Here is a 16,152-nt window from a genome sequence, read left to right as displayed (position 1 = left end):
CGACATGATATTGGGATTAGCAAGGATTCGCTCATGGACTATGAACGGCAGCGTGCGTTCACGCTGGTGGAACTGATGATCGCGCTGGCGATCCTGGTGATCGCCGTCAGTTTGGCTGCGCCCTCGATGACACAGCTGTACCGCAAGCATCAGCTCGACGCCTATCAGGCTGAACTGATGCGTCTGATCGTGCAGGCTCGCCAGCATGCGCTGATCAACCAGCGTCGGGTCACCCTGTGCGCCCTGAATGCTCAGGGGGGCTGCGTCAGCCTGAAGGCCGGCGTGCTGACCAGTTTCGTCGACAGTAACGGCAATCGGGCACTGGACGCCGGTGAGACGCTGCTGCAAACCCTGGCCATTCCGAGCCACGTGCAGGCGGACTGGGTGGGGACAAAGCCCCTGCATTCGCTGCATTTCAGCGGGCAGGGCACCACCTACCTCAGTAACGGCACATTCACCCTGTGTCACCAGGCGAGTCTGAACCGCTACGGCAAGCTGGTCATCAGCCGCCAGGGTCGGGTGCGTGCGGAGCGACACGAGCAGGGCTGCCCGCTGGGTTAGTTGTCTGGGCGGTAGCCCTGTTTTGTGGGTTTTGCGACGTTGTCTGCAAATTCACCCATTTGCTCGACCGTTTGCCCACGATTTCACACCAGCCATCGGTACCCCGATTGTCACGCCTGGGGGGCTTGCAGACACTGCGCTCGATTCTTCAGGCGAGGCGGGTCATGCGATTCAACCAAGGCTTCACCCTCATCGAACTCATGGTGGCCATCAGCTTGCTGGCGGTCCTGGCCGCATTGGCCGCGCCGGCGATGGGCGACTTCATCGTTCGCCAGCGGGTCGCCAGCCAGGCGGGCGACCTGGCCCTGGCCATGGCGCTGGCGCGCTCCGAAGCGATCAAGAGCTCGACCAGCATCGCGGTGATCCCGGAGACGGTCAGTCCGAACGGCTGGGCGAATGGCTGGTGCGTCGCCCCGGCAACCGTAGCGAACTGCGATGACGCCGCGGTGCTGCGCCGATTCTCCGGCCGCAGCAACGTGACCATCAGCAGCGCTGCCCTGGCCAGCCCTTACCGGATCCTGTTCCTGCGCGATGGCACGCGAGGGGTCAGCAGCGGTCGTCCGCGTTTCAAGGTGTCTTCCCCGCAATTGCCCGCCACCGGCCAGAACGCCCGCTGCGTGTTGCTCACGCCGCAAGGCCGCACCGAGGTGTCGGCCACGACGCGGGATGCCAACTGCCCGCAATAAGGACGAGGGATCAGGAATGTCGAACAAAGGAAACAGGCAGGCCGGCTTCTCGATGATCGAGGTGCTGGTCACCCTGCTGGTGTTCACGGTGGGGCTGCTTGGCCTGGCGGCCCTGCAGCTCAATGCGCTGCAGGGTACATCCGACAGTGCGCAGCGCTCGCAGGCCGCCGCCGTGCTGCAGGACCTGGCCGAGCGGATGCGCGCCAATCCCCAGGGGAGCGCTGCCGACTACGCGGCGGCCGTGAACTGCGCGGCCCTGCCGGCGGTGCGCTGTGCGGATCACGTCAATCCGGCCACCGGCGCCAAGGTCAATGCCGCCAGCTGCACCGCCGCGCAGATGGCCGCGTTCGACAGCTGGGAGGCGCGCTGCAGCTATGCCGCTCTGGCCAACTTCAATGCGGACGATGCGCGCTTCTCCAGTCGCGACTTCCTCACGGCGAGTGCCGCTGCGCCGGTGGTGGCGATCGGCAACGTCAACGGCGTGCTGTCGCTGACAGCCACCTGGCTGAGCAAGGGCAACGAGCCGCAGGAGCGTGGCAAACAGCAGCGGGGGGAAAAGGTCTTGTCCTCCCGGCTCGAGGAGATTCGTCGATGAAGCACATGATCGCTCCGGCTCGGCAGCTCGGCCTGACCGTGGTCGAACTGCTGGTCGCCCTGGTGCTCAGCCTGCTGCTGCTGACCGGCATCATCCAGGTGTTCCTGGCCAGCAAGCAGACCTACGCCACCAACGAGGCCATGTCGGTGCTGCAGGAGAATGGCCGCTTTGCGCTGGAGTTCATCGCACGCAGTGTTCGGATGGGTGGCTATGTGGAACCAACCGCGCTGAGCTTGGGGTCGCCACTCGCCGTGCAGGGCTCGGGTTGCACGGGGCTGTGTACGGAAACTGGCAACGGCAACGCCTCGGACCAGTTGGCCATCGCCTTCCAGCCACCCAGGGACCCGGTGACCGGGACGCGCCAGGACTGCGGCGGAACGACCGTGGATGACGATCGCGTCCTGGTCAACGTCTTCCATGTGCAGAACGGCAGCCTGCGCTGTTCTTCCTACCAACACACGCCCTACCAGGTGCTCACGTCGAACGTCGAGCTGGTCAGCGGCATCGATCGCCTGCAGGTGCTGTTTGGCATCAGCACCCAGGGGAACCTCGATAGCGCCAACCAGTATGTCTCGGCCGATCGCGTCACCAACTGGGAGCAGGTGCGTGCCGTGCGGGTGGCCGTGCTGGCCAATTCCCTCTCCCCCGTGTCGCCTGCACCACCCGTGCGGCCCTACATCCTGCTCGACGCCGAGCCGGTGAGCTTCAATGACCGGCTGGCCCGGCAGATCTTCACCACCACGATTCAGCTGAAGAACATTTACTGAGGTCCCCATGCTTCGAGTACCCCTTCGTCAACGCGGGGCCAGCCTGATCGTGGCCCTGATCTTTCTCCTGGTACTGACCGTTGCCGGCCTGACCGCCGTGCGCTTTGCCACGCTTGAGGAGCGCATGGCCAGCAACACCCAGTTCCGCAGCATGGCCCACCAGTTGGCGCAGAGCGAGATGCGCGCGCAGCAGCGCTTGTTCAATACCAGCGCGGCGGGGCGTGCCCCGCTACTGGAGGCGCTGAATGCCGGAGTCCATGGCCTGACGTCCTCTCAGTTGGCCAACCTGGCCCTGCCGGACACCAGCCGTTTGCCCGTGGCGCTTGATGCTGAAATCGATCCTGCGGGAGCTGCCTTCCCCCAGCACAGCGTGCGTTTCCTGAACCAGCGGATCTGTGAGGACGGCAGCAGCGGGGACAAGTTCTCCTGCACCTATTACGAAGTGGCCACCACCGCCCGGATGGATGGCGGGGCCGAGTCGTCGCAGGTGCAGGGCATCGTATTCATGAGTAACCAGTGAGCGAGGAGTGGGTCATGACCCGGATCGGCGTATGTATCGCCTGCATTCTTGCGTTGGCGCTAGGAAATGCAGCGGCGCGGGAACAAGCGATGCATGAAGTGCTTATGGAAACCATCGAATCCCAGCGGTTGATTTTCCACTGGCGGCACGAGCCAGAGCGTTTGGCAACTGTGCTGGTTTACACCTGTTCGACCTGTGAGATTCAGCAGAAATTCATTGATCGAGAAACCCGGCTGATACGCGGCAACCAGGAGCTGGACATTTCGCTGCTCGGGCAAAGAGTCGAATGGGACGGTCATGTGACGATCTCCAGTGCTGATCCGAAGCGGATTCTAAAAGTCGAGATATTCGAGTAAGAAGGGTCAATCATGGCAAGGAAATTAGCGCTGGCCGCAGGGGCCTTTCTCTATACGTTGCTGGCCTCTCAGGCGGTGCTGGCAGACGACATAGAAATCTACGTCACCCGCGATCTGCCGGCCGATCAACGGGTTCGGCCGAACATTCTGTTCATCATCGACTCCTCCGGTTCCATGGGCACGGAAGTCTCCGGCACCAAGCCCAAGCAAAGTCGCATTCAGGTCGTGCGCCAGGTGACCAAGCAGCTTATCGATGAGTTGAAAGTCGCCGAGGATGTCAATGTGGGCATCATGCGCTTCAACGGCAATGATGGCGGTAAGGTCCTGCAGGAAGTTAAGCGGCTGACGAAAAATAATGCCGCCGACATGAAGGACGTTGTGGATGATATCCCTGCATCGGGGAATACTCCGCTGCTGGAAACATTCCACGAAGCCTTTCTTTATCTGAGTGGTGGTAGTCCCTACTGGGGCAAGGAAGTCTTGCAGTGTGTTGATTGGGACCGCAGGGGAAACTGTACGAAGCGGGAACTCGTTAATGTCAGTGTTGCGAGCTCCATCCGGGACGGCGCCTATATATCCCCGCTTACCCATAGTTGCCAGAAGACCAACATCATTTATCTCAGTGATGGCGAGCCAACCCAGGACACCAGTTCCAACGAGGCGGTGCGCAAGCTGGTGGCCGGCAAGAATGTCCGATATCCCGCCTCGACCTGCGGCAATGGTCAGGGAGCCTGCCTGCCTCACCTGGCCGAGTACATGGCCAATCAGGACATGGCTCCTGGCGTGAGCGGCACGCAGACGGTCAACACCTACACCATCGGTTTCGCCATCGACCTGCCGCTGCTGAAGAACACCGCCGAGGCTGGCGGCGGCAAGTACTTCACCACCAGCAACGTCTCCGGGCTGACCGAGGCGATGAAGTCGATCATCGTCGAGATCCTCGCCGAGAACACCAGCTTCGCCGCGCCCAGCGTGGCGGTGAGCGCCTACAACAATCTCGGCTACCGCAACGACCTCTATTACGCGCTGTTCCGGCCCGCCGAAGGCGACCGCTGGGTGGGCAACGTCAAGCGCTACAAGCTGACCCGGGATGGCAACGGCGACAGCCTGATCGTCGATCGCGACGGCAATCCGGCCGTGGACCCCCAGACCGGCTTCTTCCGCGATACCGCGCGCAGCTTCTGGTCATCGACCACGGACGGGAAGGATGTGGCCAAGGGTGGCGTGGCCGAGAACCTGCCGGCTTCGCGAACGGTTTACACCTGGACCGGGAACGACCGTACCCCGACAGCCAATGCGGGTGTAACCGGCGCAGCCACCTTGGCAAGCCTTGCGGATACCCAGCAGCTGACCAACGCCATGCTTGGCGCGGCCAACAACACCGAGCGCAGCAACTTCATCAAGTGGGGCCAGGGACTCGATCCGCAGACCAATACCCGCCGCCAGCAGGTGGCCGATATCCTGCATAACGAGCCGAAACTGGTGGCCTACCGCACCGATGAGAACCTGGCACGGGTCACCAATGCCGAAAAACCGACCAATGACCCCACGTACGATCCCGTGCTGGGCTCGTCCCTGGAGCAGCTGTACCTGTTCTTCAGCAGCAACGAAGGCTTCATTCATGCCGTCGATGCCAGCACCGGGGTAGAGAAGTTCGCCTTCATTCCCAAGGAGTTGCTGCCCAACCTGGGTGCCTACTACAAGGATGCGAAGGGTGGAGCCAAGACCTATGGCATGGACGGGCAGATCAAGCTGTGGGTCGAGTACGGCCCCCTGGATGCCGACAACCAGACCCGCAGCCTGTCCAAGGCGTTCCTGTATGCCGGCATGCGCCGGGGCGGGCGCAATTACTACGCCCTGGATGTCGCCAATCTTGATGCGCCCAAGCTCAAGTGGGCGATCAAGGGTGGCGTGACGCCGGGTTTCGATGCGCTCGGGCAAACCTGGGCGGCGCCGATGCTGGGCCAGCTCAAGGTCAACGGCACGCCCACCAAGGTGCTGATCCTGTCCGGTGGTTACGACACCAACCAGGACAATGACGAGCCGAACACCCCCAGCAACGATACACGTGGCAATGCGCTGTTCATTGTCGACGCCGATAGCGGAAAACTGTTGTGGCGGGCCGGCAGCGATCAGGCGGCCGACCTGCAGATCGCCAGCATGACCAACAGCATTCCGGCCGAGCCGGCGCTGGTGGATGTCGATGGCAATGGTCTGGTCGATATCCTCTATGTCGCGGATACCCGCGGGCAGATCTTCCGCATCGATTTCAACCACAGCGGTGCCAACAGCACCGCGACGGGTGGGCGTGTCGCCAGCCTGGGCGGCACTACCGCGGCGGACAATCGCCGTTTCTACAGCCCGCCGGACATCGCGCTGCACCGCGTGCGTGGTAGCCAGCCGCACTTCACCATCGCCATCGGCTCGGGCTATCGCGCCCATCCACTCAACGAGGACACCGAAGACCGCTTCTATGTGTTGCGTGACTACAACGTCTACTCGCCACCGACGAGTTATACGACGCTGACCGAGGCTGATCTGACGGATGTTTCCAGTGTGAGTGTCAGTGGCGACGCGGCGGCGGCTATCCGCACGCAGCTGGCCGCCAAGGAAGCGGAAATCAGCGCGCTGAATGCGACGGTGGTGTCGGCCCAGTTGGCCCTGACGGACTATCGGGCCTCCAGCGGCCTGACCGGCAAGTATCAGCAGTGGCAACAGGAACAGGCCGAGGCGCTGTATCGCCAGCAGCAGATCGAGCAGATCCTCGAGCGGAATCCCTTCGTCGTGCAGCATGCGCCGGAATCCGAGCAACAGCGGGACTTCCAGGAGCAGATCGCCGATGTGCAGGCATTGCTCGATGGCTGGGTGGAGGCGGATCCGAACAACACCGATTTGATTGCCTATCGCAGTCAGCTGACCACGGTCTACGGCAATCTGTTGCAGCGGCAGGCCTCTCTGGAAGCCTACCAGGCCACCGTGACGGCCAAGGAGGCGGAGCTGGTGGCAGCCCGCAACGACCCCGACAACGCAGATGTGGATGGGCTGGAGCAAGAACTCGGCGATCTGCGTCAGAACTACGCAACTGCGGCCGCCGGGCGCGATCGGCTGAATACCACGCTGCCTGATCTGATCGACGCCGCCCGTGCTGCCACGACAGACCGTCAGTTAGCACTGGATGCGTTGCAGGCCGCCATCGCGGACGTCGGTTCCTGGGACAGCGGTGCCGGCCAGCTCGAAAGCGACCTCCTGGCGCGCGACGAACAGGGCAAGCTGCAGGACCTAGAGAATTTGGCCGACAGCCAGAGTAATGATGTCGAACTGCTCGACGATCTCGAGGATGAGCGCCAGACGCATCTGGCCCAGGCCGCTGCCTTGCTGGCTGCCATCGAAGCGCTGCAGGCACTGCCCTACGTCGACTCCCCCACGCTGACTGAGGAACAACTGGCGGCGGCCCGCGCGCAGTACGGCGACGACCTGACCATCCTCGAGGCCTACCAGTTCCTGCTGGACCAGGCGATCGCCACCGCCAGCGAGCGTCTGCCGGGCCTGCGCACCGAGATCAATGGGCTCTACGCCCAGCTGCAGCCGGGCGACAACTACACGCCCAACCAGACCCTGCTCGGCCAGAGCCAGGGCTGGTTCATGCGCCTGCCCCATGGCGAGAAGGTGCTATCGGCCTCGACCTCCTACAAGGGCGTGGTGTTGTTCAGTACCTTCAGCCCGCGCGGCCAGGCGGTCAGCACCTGCGGGCCGGATGTCGGACGGGGCCGCTACTACGCCGTCAACCTCAGCGATGCCAGCGGCGTGTTCCTCAAGGATGGTGTGGTGGTGCGCGGCTTCGACCTGAATCGCAGCGGGATTCCGCCGAGTCCTTCGGTGATTCTGGATGACAGCCCGTCCGGTGATTCAGGCAGCGACGGTGGCGGTGATGATGGCACGCCCCCAGGCACTGGCACGGAAAGTGGCTCCAAGGGCCCGGCATCGGGCGCCGGTACGGAAATCAATACACCAGCCTGCGGCCCTGGCCCCGGCAAGCGCTACTGCGAAAGTACCCCGGTGACCCCGACCTACTGGAGAGAAAACTGATGGACCAGAAAGGCTTCACTCTGCTCGAAGTGATGATCGTCGTGGCGATCATCGGCATCCTCGCGGCCATCGCCTACCCGAGCTATCAGGAGCATACCCTGCGGGCCGGGCGGGCCGACGGCAAGGCCAAGCTGATGGAGATCCTGCAGGCTCAGGAGCGCTTCTACTCGCAGAACCAGCGCTATATCGCAGCCCTGGATGGCGATCCTTCCGCCGCGCCACCCACTGGTCTCGGCTATGCCGCCGATCCGGTGATTTCCGACGAGGGGCGCTACAGCATCACGGCGGCGGCCTGCGGCAACGGCGCCGGCCAGGGCATCGCCAGTTGCGTGATCCTCACGGCTACCCCGCGCGGGGCGCAGGCCAATGATGCCGCGTGCGGCAACCTGACCCTGAACAGCCGGGGCGAGCGTGGGCGCAGCGGCAACGGTAATCTCGACGCCTGCTGGTAGGCGGCCGGAAAGGCGCCAACCGCCCTACGGTCTGGTAATGGCAGAAACGACAAGGCCGGCAATCGCCGGCCTTGTCGTTTGTTACCCGCGCAATTACAGCGCCTTCACCCGCAGTTCCTTCGGCATGGAGAAGGTGATGTTCTCCGGCCGACCTTCCAGTTCCTCGGCACCCGTCGCGCCCCAGGCGCGCAGTTGCTCAATCACGCCACGCACCAGCACTTCCGGGGCTGAGGCGCCGGCGGTGATGCCGATCTTCTCGACTCCCTCGAACCACTCGCGCTTGAGGTCCTCGGCGCCGTCGATCAGGTAGGCCGGCGTGCCGATGCGTTCGGCCAGCTCGCGCAGGCGGTTGGAGTTGGAGCTGTTCGGGCTGCCGACCACCAGCACCAGGTCGCACTCCACGGCCAGTTGCTTGACCGCGTCCTGGCGGTTCTGGGTGGCGTAGCAGATGTCGTCCTTGCGCGGTCCGCCGACGTTGGGAAAGCGCTGGCGCAGGGCGTCGATGACCTTGCTGGTGTCGTCCATGGAGAGGGTGGTCTGGGTGACGAAGGCCAGCGATTCCGGCTGGCGCACCTGCAGGCGGGCCACGTCTTCCTCGTTTTCCACCAGGTAGATGCTGCCGCCGTTGCTGTTGTCGTACTGGCCCATGGTGCCTTCGACTTCCGGGTGGCCGGCGTGGCCGATCAGCACGCATTCGCGGCCTTCGCGGCTGTAGCGCACCACTTCCATATGCACCTTGGTGACCAGCGGGCAGGTGGCGTCGAACACCTTCAGGCCGCGGCGATCGGCTTCGTCACGCACGGCCTTGGAGACGCCGTGGGCGCTGAAGATGACGATGTAGTTGTCCGGCACCTGGTCGAGTTCCTCGACGAAGATGGCGCCACGGGCGCGCAAGTCCTCGACCACGAACTTGTTGTGCACCACTTCGTGACGCACGTAGATCGGCGGGCCGAAGACTTCCAGGGCGCGGTTGACGATCTCGATGGCGCGGTCGACACCGGCGCAGAAGCCACGGGGGTTGGCGAGTTTGATGTGCATGGCGGTGTCTCGTCGTGGTGGTGCTAGGCGTAGGGTGGAAACTCGCGAAGCGATTTTCCACCGGGTAGGCGCTGGGGTGTCAACGGTAGACAAGGCTGCGCCGTTGTCTACCCTACGGCCTCGGCGGCTGTCAGGCGGCCTTGACGTCCAGGATCTCCACCTCGAAGGTCAGCACCTTGCCGGCCAGCGGGTGGTTGAAATCAACGGTGACCTGCTGGTTGTCGAAGTGGCTGACCACGCCGGGCAGCTCGCCCTTGGCGGCGTCCTGGAAGATGACCATCAGCCCCTCGGAGAGCTCCATGCCCTCGAACTGGCCGCGGGGCATGACCTGCACGTTCTGCGGATTGGGCTGGCCGAAGCCGTGTTCCGGCTCGATGCGCAGGCTGCGCTTGTCGCCGGCCTTCAGACCCTGCAGGGCCAGCTCGAAGCCGGGCAGCAGGTTGCCGTCACCGAATGTGAAGGTGGCGGGCTGCTTGTCGAAGGTGCTGTCGACCACGTCGCCGCTCTCCAGCTTCAGGGCGAAGTGCAGGGTAACTTCCTTGTCCGGGCCGATGCGGATGTCAGTCATTGGGATTCTCCGGACTGCTTGGATGTGAACATGTCGATGACCAGCATGATGGCGCCAACGGTAATGGCGCTGTCCGCCAGGTTGAAAGCCGGGAAATACCAGCGGTTCTGCCAGTGCACGAGGATGAAGTCGATGACGTGGCCGAACAGCACGCGGTCCACCAGGTTGCCCAGCGCGCCGCCGAGCACCAGTGCCAGGGCGATGGCCAGCCAGGTTTCGTTGGGCTTCAGACGCTTGAGCCAGACCACCAGCACCACGCTGACCACAATGGCGATCAGCGCGAACAGCCAGCGCTGCCAGCCGGACTGGCCGGCCAGGAAGCTGAAGGCCGCGCCGGTGTTGTAGGCCAGCGTCCAGCTGAACAGGTCGGGAATGATCACGATCTGCTGGTACAGGTTCAGGGCGCCCTCGAAGTAGAACTTGCTGGCCTGGTCGAGCACGAATACCAGGGCGGTGAGCCACAACCAGGGCAGCTTGCCGAAGCGCGCGCTCATCGCATGCCCTCGCTGACCGGCGATTCGTTACGCATAGTGGCGCTCCTCGCCCTGACCTTCGATGTTGTCCACGCAGCGGCCGCACAGCTCCGGATGCTCGGCGTGTTGACCCACGTCCTCACGGTGGTGCCAGCAGCGGGTGCACTTGGCGTGCTCGGACTTGACGATCTTCAGCTTCAGGCCCGCCACCTCGGTGCCCACGGCGTCAGCCGGCGCATCGGCCAGCGGCGCCAGGGAGGCGGTGGAGGTGATCAGCGCGAAGCGCAGCTCGTTGCCCAGCTTGGCCAACTGCTCGACCATCGCCGGTTCAGCGAACAGGGTGACCTCGGCCTGCAGGCTGCCGCCGATGGCCTTGGCGGCGCGCAGGTTTTCCAGCTCCTTGTTCACCGCGCCCTTCACGGCCTGGATCTGCTCCCAGTAGGCGCGATCCAGCGTGGAGCCTTCCGGCAGGGTGGCCAGTTGGTCGTACCAGGTGTTGAGCATCACCGACTCGTTGCGCTCGCCCGGCAGGAACTGCCAGATCTCGTCGGCGGTGAAGGCCAGGATCGGCGCGATCCAGCGCACCAGCGCCTCGGCGATGTGGAACAGCGCGGTCTGGCAGGAGCGCCGCGCGATGCTGTTGGCCTGGGTGGTGTACTGGCGGTCCTTGATGATGTCCAGGTAGAAGCCGCCCAGCTCCTGCACGCAGAAGTTGTGCACCTTGTGGTAGACGTTCCAGAAGCGGTACTCGTCGTAGGCCTCGATGATCTCGGCTTGCAGGCGTGCCGCGGCGTCCACTGCCCAGCGGTCCAGGTCCAGCATCTGCTCGGGCTGCAACAGGTCGCGGGCCGGGTCGAAGCCGTTCAGGTTGGAAAGCAGGAAGCGCGTGGTGTTGCGGATACGCCGGTAGGCATCGGCGCTGCGGGTCAGGATGGTCTTGGAGACGGCCATCTCGCCGGAGTAGTCGGTGGACGACACCCACAGGCGCAGGATGTCGGCGCCCAGGCTGTCGTTGACTTCCTGCGGGGCGATCACGTTGCCCAGCGACTTGGACATCTTGCGGCCGTTCTCGTCGACCACGAAGCCGTGGGTCAGCAGGCCGCGATAGGGCGCGTGGCCGTCGATGGCGCAGCCGGTGAGCAAGGATGAGTGGAACCAGCCGCGGTGCTGGTCGGAGCCTTCCAGATACAGGTCGGCGCGCGGGCCCTGTTCGTGGCCCATGGGGTGCGAGCCGCGCATCACGTGCCAGTGGGTGGTGCCGGAGTCGAACCACACGTCCAGGGTGTCGTTGATCTTCTCGTACTGGTCGGCCTCGGCGCCCAGCAGCTCGGCCGGCTCCAGCTTGAACCAGGCTTCGATGCCCTGCTGCTCGACGCGCTGGGCCACCTGCTCCATCAGCTCGACGGTGCGCGGGTGCAGCTCGCCGCTTTCCTTGTGCAGGAAGAACGGGATCGGCACACCCCAGTTGCGCTGGCGCGAGATGCACCAGTCCGGGCGGCCGGCGATCATGCCGTGCAGGCGCGCCTGGCCCCAGGCTGGCACGAACTGGGTCTGCTCGATGGCGTCCAGTGCGCGGGCGCGCAGGCTGCTGCCGTCGGCCACCACCTTGTCCATACCGACGAACCACTGCGCGGTGGCGCGGTAGATCAGCGGCGTCTTGTGGCGCCAGCAGTGCATGTAGCTGTGCTGGATCGCGGTGTGCTTGAGCAGCGCGCCGACTTCACGCAGCTTGTCGACGATGGCCGGGTTGGCCTTCCAGATGAACTGGCCGCCGAAGAACGGCAGGTCGGCCACGTACACGCCGTTGCTCTGCACCGGGCTGAGGATGTCGTCGTTGGACATGCCGTAGTGCTTGCAGGAGCGGAAGTCGTCCTCGCCGTAGGCCGGTGCGGAGTGCACGATGCCGGTCCCGGAGCCGGTTTCCACATAGTCGGCCAGGTACACCGGCGCGAAACGCTCGTAGAACGGGTGACGGAAGCGGATCAGTTCCAGCTTGGCGCCTTCGGTGCGGGCGATGATCTGCCCGTCCAGCTCGTAGCGCTGCAGGCAGGACTCGACCAGTTCCTCGGCCAGCACCAGCAGCCTGTCGCCGGTATCGACCAGCGCGTAGACGAAGTCGGGGTGAACGTTCAGCGCCTGGTTGGCCGGGATGGTCCACGGGGTGGTGGTCCAGATCACGATGCTGGCCGGCTTGGCCAGGCTGGCCAGGCCGAAGGCGGCGGCGAGCTTTTCGGCGTCTTCCACCGCGAAGGCCACGTCGATGGCGTCGGACTTCTTGTCCTGATATTCGACTTCCGCCTCGGCCAGTGCCGAGCCGCAGTCGAAGCACCAGTTCACCGGCTTGAGACCCTTGAACACGAAACCGCCTTCGACCATCTTCGCCAGCGCGCGGATCTCGCCGGCCTCGTTGGCGAACTCCATGGTCTTGTACGGGTTGCTCCAGTCGCCGAGCACGCCCAGGCGGATGAAGTCGGCCTTCTGGCCTTCGATCTGCTGGCTGGCGTAGTCGCGGCAGCGCTCGCGGGTCTGGTCGGCCGGCTGGTTCTTGCCGAAGGTGGTTTCCACCTTGTGCTCGATGGGCAGGCCATGGCAGTCCCAGCCCGGCACATAGGGGGCGTCGAAGCCGGACAGGGTGCGCGAACGCACGATCATGTCCTTGATGACCTTGTTCACCGCGTGGCCGATGTGAATGCTGCCGTTGGCGTAGGGCGGGCCGTCGTGGAGGATGAACTTCGGACGTCCCTCACCGATCGCGCGCAGCTTGCCGTACAGGTCAATGCTGTCCCAGCGCTGCAGCATCTCCGGCTCGCGTTGCGGCAGGCCGGCCTTCATCGGAAATGCCGTTTCCGGCAGATTGAGGGTCGCTTTGTAGTCGGTCATCGTCGTTCAGGCTCGTTATTGAAGCGGTTGGCCCAGCCAGTAGGCTCGGGCGGCAGCGATATCGGCGTCGATAGCGGTTTTCAATTCTTCCAGCGAGGCGAAGCGTTGTTCGTCGCGCAGCTTGTGGTGGAACGCCACGCTGAGGCGCTTGCCATACAGGTCGCCGGCGTAATCCAGCAGATGCACTTCCAGATGGGCGCGGCCGTCGCCCTTGACGGTGGGACGCATGCCGATGTTGGCCACGCCCGGGCGACGCTGGCCGTCGAGCAGCACGCTGACCAGGTACACCCCCTGCAGCGGCACGCGGGTGCGCTTGAGCTGTACGTTGGCGGTGGGCGTGCCCAGCTGGCGGCCGAGCTTCTGGCCGTGCATCACCCGGCCGGCAATCGCATAGGGGCGGCCCAGCAGGCGTTCGGCGAGGGCAAAGTCAGCGGCGGCCAGGGCCTGGCGCACCCGCGTGCTGCTGATTCGCTCACCGTCCAGCTCGATGGTGCTGGCCGCTTCCACCGAGAAACCGTGGCGTTCGCCGGCCTGCTGCAGGAAGGCGAAATCCCCGGCGCGGTCGCAGCCGAAGCGAAAGTCGTCGCCGATCTCCAGATGTGCCACGTGCAGGCCGTCGACCAGCACCTGCTGGACGAAGTCCTGGGCAGACAGCTCGCGCAGGCGGCGGTTGAAGGCCAGGCACAGCACGCGGTCCACGCCCTCGGCGGCCAGCAGCTCCAGCTTGTCGCGCAGGCGCGCCAGGCGCGCGGGCGCCTTGTCCGGGGTGAAGAACTCGCGCGGCTGCGGCTCGAAGATCACCACGCAACTGGGCAGGCACAGCTCGGCCGCGCGTTCGCGCAGACGCTTGAGAATGGCCTGATGGCCGCGGTGCACGCCATCGAAGTTGCCGATGGTTGCGACGCAGCCCCGATGCTGGGGCCGCAGGTTGTGGAGGCCTCGAACCAGCTGCATAGCGGATGTCTTGATTGAAAAGTGGCCGATTATACGCACAGCGCCGGTATGCGGGTAGGGCGCAGCGGCGCGCCGCTACAGCGCGCGCCGGGCGAACTGGCGGGGCCGGAAGCCGAGCAGCGCCAGCACGCCGAAATAGGCGAGCACCCCGGCGCCAATCAGCACGCCCAGGCGCGCGAAGCGCATAGGCATGCCGCCGTCCGACCAGGCCGGCAGGTAGTGCATGACCGCCAGCAGCGCGGCGACCATCGCCAACAGCCCGATCAGCAGTCGGGCGAGGAAGGAGGCCCACCCGGGTTGCGGCTGATACAGGTCCTGGGCGCGCAGTTTCCAGAACAGCAGGGCGGCGTTAAGGCAGGCGGCCAGGCCGATGGCCAGAGCCAGGCCGGCGTGGGCCAGCGGGATGACGAAGACGAACAGCACGTTCATCACCTGGGTCATGGCCAGGGTGAACAGGGCGATGCGCACCGGGGTGCGCACGTTCTGGCGCGCGTAGAAGCCTGGCGCCAGCACCTTGATGAGGATCAGCCCAAGCAGGCCCACCGAATAGGCGATCAGCGCGCGCTGGGTCATCTCGGCGTCGTGGGCGGTGAACTGGCCGTACTGGAACAGCGACACGGTCAATGGCTCGGCCAGCAGCGCCAGGGCCACCGCGCAGGGCAGCACCAGCAGGAAGCACAGGCGCAGGCCCCAGTCGAGCAGGCGCGAGTAGTCTTCGCGGTTGCCGCCGGCCACCGACTTGGAGAGTGATGGCAGCAGGATGGTCCCCAGCGCCACGCCGAGCACACCGGTGGGGAGCTCCATCAGGCGGTCGGCGTAGTACATCCAGGACACCGAGCCGGCCACCAGGAAGGAGGCGAAGATGGTGTTGATGATCAGCGACAGCTGCGCCGCCGAGACGCCGAGGATCGCCGGGCCCATCAGCTTCATGACCCGCCACACGCCGCTGTCGCGCAGGTTCAGGCGCGGCAGCACCAGCATGCCGATCCTCTTCAGGTGCGGCAGCTGATAGAGCAGTTGCGCCAGGCCGCCGGCCAGCACCGCCCAGCCGAGCACCATGATCGGCGGGTCGAAATAGGGGGTGAGGAACAGGGCAAAGCCGATCATGCACACATTGAGCAGCGTCGGCACGAACGCCGGCACGGCGAAGCGGTTCCAGGTGTTGAGGATCGCGCCGGCCAGTGAGGACAGCGAGATCAGCAGGATATAAGGGAAGGTGACACGCAACAGGTCGCTGGTCAGCGTGAAACGGTCGGCCTCGTCGGCGAAGCCGGGCGCGGTGGCCCAGACGATCCACGGGGCGGCGAGGACGCCAAGCAGGCTGACCGCCGCCAGTACCAGGGTCAGCAGGCCGGCCACGTAGGCGATGAAGGTGCGCGTGGCCTCTTCGCCCTGCTGGGTCTTGTACTCGGCCAGGATCGGCACGAACGCCTGGGAGAAAGCGCCTTCGGCGAAGATGCGGCGCAGCAGGTTGGGCAGCTTGAAGGCGACGAAGAAGGCGTCGGAAGCCACGCCGGCGCCGAACACCCGGGCGATGATGGTGTCGCGCACGAAGCCGAGCACGCGGGAAAGCAGGGTGATGGAGCTGACCGCGGCCAGGGATTTGAGTAGGTTCATGGACGACCGATGCGAGAGAGTCGGCCCGGTGGGCCTGGAAACCAGGCGGCGAGTGTAGCGGCAAACAGCGCGGGGCGGGGAGCGGGCGTGGCCTCGCCGGGCATCGCGCGCCGGTGTTCGCGCGCTTGACAAGCCAAAGGCGCGTCGGCATCATTCGCGGCCTTATTTACCTGCATCCCCAGTTTTCGAGGAGTTCGACGGTGGCCAACAGCCCTTCCGCCAAGAAACGCGCCCGCCAGGCTGAGAAGCGTCGCAGCCACAATGCCAGCCTGCGTTCCATGGTTCGTACCTACATCAAGAACGTGGTCAAGGCTATCGACGCCAAGGACCTGGACAAGGCCAAGACCGCTTACGTGGCTGCAGTGCCGGTGATCGACCGTATGGCCGACAAGGGCATCATCCACAAGAACAAGGCCGCTCGTCACAAGAGCCGCCTGAACGCCCGCATCAAGGCCCTGGTTGCCTAAGCAAAGCGTTCCACAAAGAACCGGCCCAAGGGCCGGTTTTTTGTTGCCTGGGATTTATGTTGGAAACCGCAATGAGGTGATGGTGGCCTGCGGATCCTGTGGGAGCGAATTCATTCGCGAGCTTCTGGCGGC

The 16,152-nt window shown here is 64.7% G+C and carries 15 protein-coding genes; 9 read left to right on the top strand and 6 right to left on the bottom strand.

Annotated features, from left to right (window positions below):
* The first annotated feature begins 33 nt into the window (after nt 1-33).
* The 8 genes from PT85_RS10310 (at nt 34) to PT85_RS10275 (ending at nt 8,023) form a co-directional block, all read left to right on the top strand.
* Nucleotides 34-561, top strand: a complete 528-nt coding sequence (locus PT85_RS10310; RefSeq protein ID WP_052237655.1) for a GspH/FimT family pseudopilin — start codon at nt 34-36, stop codon at nt 559-561.
* A gap of 164 nt (nt 562-725) precedes the next feature.
* A complete protein-coding gene (locus tag PT85_RS10305) occupies nt 726-1,247 on the top strand; it encodes a GspH/FimT family pseudopilin (protein WP_039606596.1) in 522 nt (173 codons plus the stop codon).
* 16 nt (nt 1,248-1,263) lie between these two features.
* Nucleotides 1,264-1,842 (top strand): type IV pilus modification protein PilV, encoded by a 579-nt coding sequence (gene pilV / locus PT85_RS10300; RefSeq protein WP_074467509.1) that lies wholly within the window; start codon nt 1,264-1,266, stop codon nt 1,840-1,842.
* Entirely contained in the window at nt 1,839-2,609 is a 771-nt protein-coding gene (locus PT85_RS10295; RefSeq protein WP_039606595.1) for a PilW family protein, read from the top strand. The genes pilV and PT85_RS10295 overlap by 4 nt, the downstream gene beginning before the upstream one ends.
* 7 nt (nt 2,610-2,616) lie before the next feature.
* Nucleotides 2,617-3,129: a pilus assembly PilX family protein gene (locus PT85_RS10290; RefSeq protein ID WP_027589034.1), complete on the top strand. Its 513-nt coding sequence runs from the start codon at nt 2,617-2,619 to the stop codon at nt 3,127-3,129.
* A gap of 14 nt (nt 3,130-3,143) precedes the next feature.
* A complete protein-coding gene (locus PT85_RS10285; protein WP_139182016.1) occupies nt 3,144-3,485 on the top strand; it encodes a hypothetical protein in 342 nt (113 codons plus the stop codon).
* Nucleotides 3,486-3,497: 12 nt separating this feature from the next.
* Entirely contained in the window at nt 3,498-7,571 is a 4,074-nt protein-coding gene (locus tag PT85_RS10280; protein ID WP_039606594.1) for a PilC/PilY family type IV pilus protein, read from the top strand.
* Complete coding sequence (locus PT85_RS10275; protein ID WP_039559277.1) at nt 7,571-8,023, top strand: type IV pilin protein; 453 nt, start codon at nt 7,571-7,573, stop codon at nt 8,021-8,023. The genes PT85_RS10280 and PT85_RS10275 overlap by 1 nt, the downstream gene beginning before the upstream one ends.
* A 93-nt stretch (nt 8,024-8,116) precedes the next feature.
* Here the strand turns inward: PT85_RS10275 and ispH are convergent, their stop codons facing one another.
* The 6 genes from ispH to murJ form a co-directional block, all read right to left on the bottom strand.
* Nucleotides 8,117-9,061 (bottom strand): 4-hydroxy-3-methylbut-2-enyl diphosphate reductase, encoded by a 945-nt coding sequence (gene ispH / locus PT85_RS10270; RefSeq protein WP_039606593.1) that lies wholly within the window; start codon nt 9,059-9,061, stop codon nt 8,117-8,119.
* Between the two features lie 130 nt (nt 9,062-9,191).
* Nucleotides 9,192-9,629: an FKBP-type peptidyl-prolyl cis-trans isomerase gene (locus PT85_RS10265; protein WP_027589029.1), complete on the bottom strand. Its 438-nt coding sequence runs from the start codon at nt 9,627-9,629 to the stop codon at nt 9,192-9,194.
* On the bottom strand, nt 9,626-10,123 hold the full coding sequence (gene lspA / locus PT85_RS10260; RefSeq protein ID WP_027589028.1) for a signal peptidase II: 498 nt from the start codon (nt 10,121-10,123) through the stop codon (nt 9,626-9,628). The genes PT85_RS10265 and lspA overlap by 4 nt, the downstream gene beginning before the upstream one ends.
* Nucleotides 10,124-10,150: 27 nt before the next feature.
* A complete protein-coding gene (ileS, locus tag PT85_RS10255) occupies nt 10,151-12,982 on the bottom strand; it encodes an isoleucine--tRNA ligase (RefSeq protein ID WP_039606592.1) in 2,832 nt (943 codons plus the stop codon).
* A gap of 15 nt (nt 12,983-12,997) precedes the next feature.
* On the bottom strand, nt 12,998-13,936 hold the full coding sequence (gene ribF / locus PT85_RS10250) for a bifunctional riboflavin kinase/FAD synthetase (protein ID WP_039559283.1): 939 nt from the start codon (nt 13,934-13,936) through the stop codon (nt 12,998-13,000).
* 75 nt (nt 13,937-14,011) lie between these two features.
* The gene (gene murJ, locus PT85_RS10245) at nt 14,012-15,553 is read right to left on the bottom strand and encodes a murein biosynthesis integral membrane protein MurJ (protein ID WP_039559284.1); all 1,542 of its coding nucleotides are present in this window, start codon (nt 15,551-15,553) and stop codon (nt 14,012-14,014) included.
* 200 nt (nt 15,554-15,753) lie between these two features.
* On the opposite strand from murJ, the gene rpsT reads away from it, so the two are divergent.
* A complete protein-coding gene (rpsT, locus tag PT85_RS10240; protein WP_027589024.1) occupies nt 15,754-16,020 on the top strand; it encodes a 30S ribosomal protein S20 in 267 nt (88 codons plus the stop codon).
* The last annotated feature ends 132 nt before the right edge of the window (nt 16,021-16,152 follow it).

It is taken from the genome of Pseudomonas flexibilis, from assembly GCF_000806415.1.
Lineage (GTDB): Bacteria > Pseudomonadota > Gammaproteobacteria > Pseudomonadales > Pseudomonadaceae > Serpens > Serpens flexibilis.
Note: the sequence above shows the minus strand (reverse complement) of the source record. Positions and strands in the feature narration are given on the sequence as shown.

Excerpts from the sequence above, each read along its gene's own strand:
- PT85_RS10295 (WP_039606595.1), top strand. The coding sequence starts at position 1,839 with ATGAAGCACATGATCGCTCCGGCTCGGCAGCTCGGCCTGACCGTGGTC.
- ileS (WP_039606592.1), bottom strand. The coding sequence starts at position 12,982 with ATGACCGACTACAAAGCGACCCTCAATCTGCCGGAAACGGCATTTCCG.
- ispH (WP_039606593.1), bottom strand. The coding sequence starts at position 9,061 with ATGCACATCAAACTCGCCAACCCCCGTGGCTTCTGCGCCGGTGTCGAC.
- PT85_RS10285 (WP_139182016.1), top strand. The coding sequence starts at position 3,144 with ATGACCCGGATCGGCGTATGTATCGCCTGCATTCTTGCGTTGGCGCTA.
- PT85_RS10275 (WP_039559277.1), top strand. The coding sequence starts at position 7,571 with ATGGACCAGAAAGGCTTCACTCTGCTCGAAGTGATGATCGTCGTGGCG.
- PT85_RS10310 (WP_052237655.1), top strand. The coding sequence starts at position 34 with ATGGACTATGAACGGCAGCGTGCGTTCACGCTGGTGGAACTGATGATC.
- PT85_RS10265 (WP_027589029.1), bottom strand. The coding sequence starts at position 9,629 with ATGACTGACATCCGCATCGGCCCGGACAAGGAAGTTACCCTGCACTTC.
- PT85_RS10280 (WP_039606594.1), top strand. The coding sequence starts at position 3,498 with ATGGCAAGGAAATTAGCGCTGGCCGCAGGGGCCTTTCTCTATACGTTG.
- lspA (WP_027589028.1), bottom strand. The coding sequence starts at position 10,123 with ATGAGCGCGCGCTTCGGCAAGCTGCCCTGGTTGTGGCTCACCGCCCTG.
- ribF (WP_039559283.1), bottom strand. The coding sequence starts at position 13,936 with ATGCAGCTGGTTCGAGGCCTCCACAACCTGCGGCCCCAGCATCGGGGC.
- PT85_RS10305 (WP_039606596.1), top strand. The coding sequence starts at position 726 with ATGCGATTCAACCAAGGCTTCACCCTCATCGAACTCATGGTGGCCATC.
- pilV (WP_074467509.1), top strand. The coding sequence starts at position 1,264 with ATGTCGAACAAAGGAAACAGGCAGGCCGGCTTCTCGATGATCGAGGTG.
- PT85_RS10290 (WP_027589034.1), top strand. The coding sequence starts at position 2,617 with ATGCTTCGAGTACCCCTTCGTCAACGCGGGGCCAGCCTGATCGTGGCC.
- murJ (WP_039559284.1), bottom strand. The coding sequence starts at position 15,553 with ATGAACCTACTCAAATCCCTGGCCGCGGTCAGCTCCATCACCCTGCTT.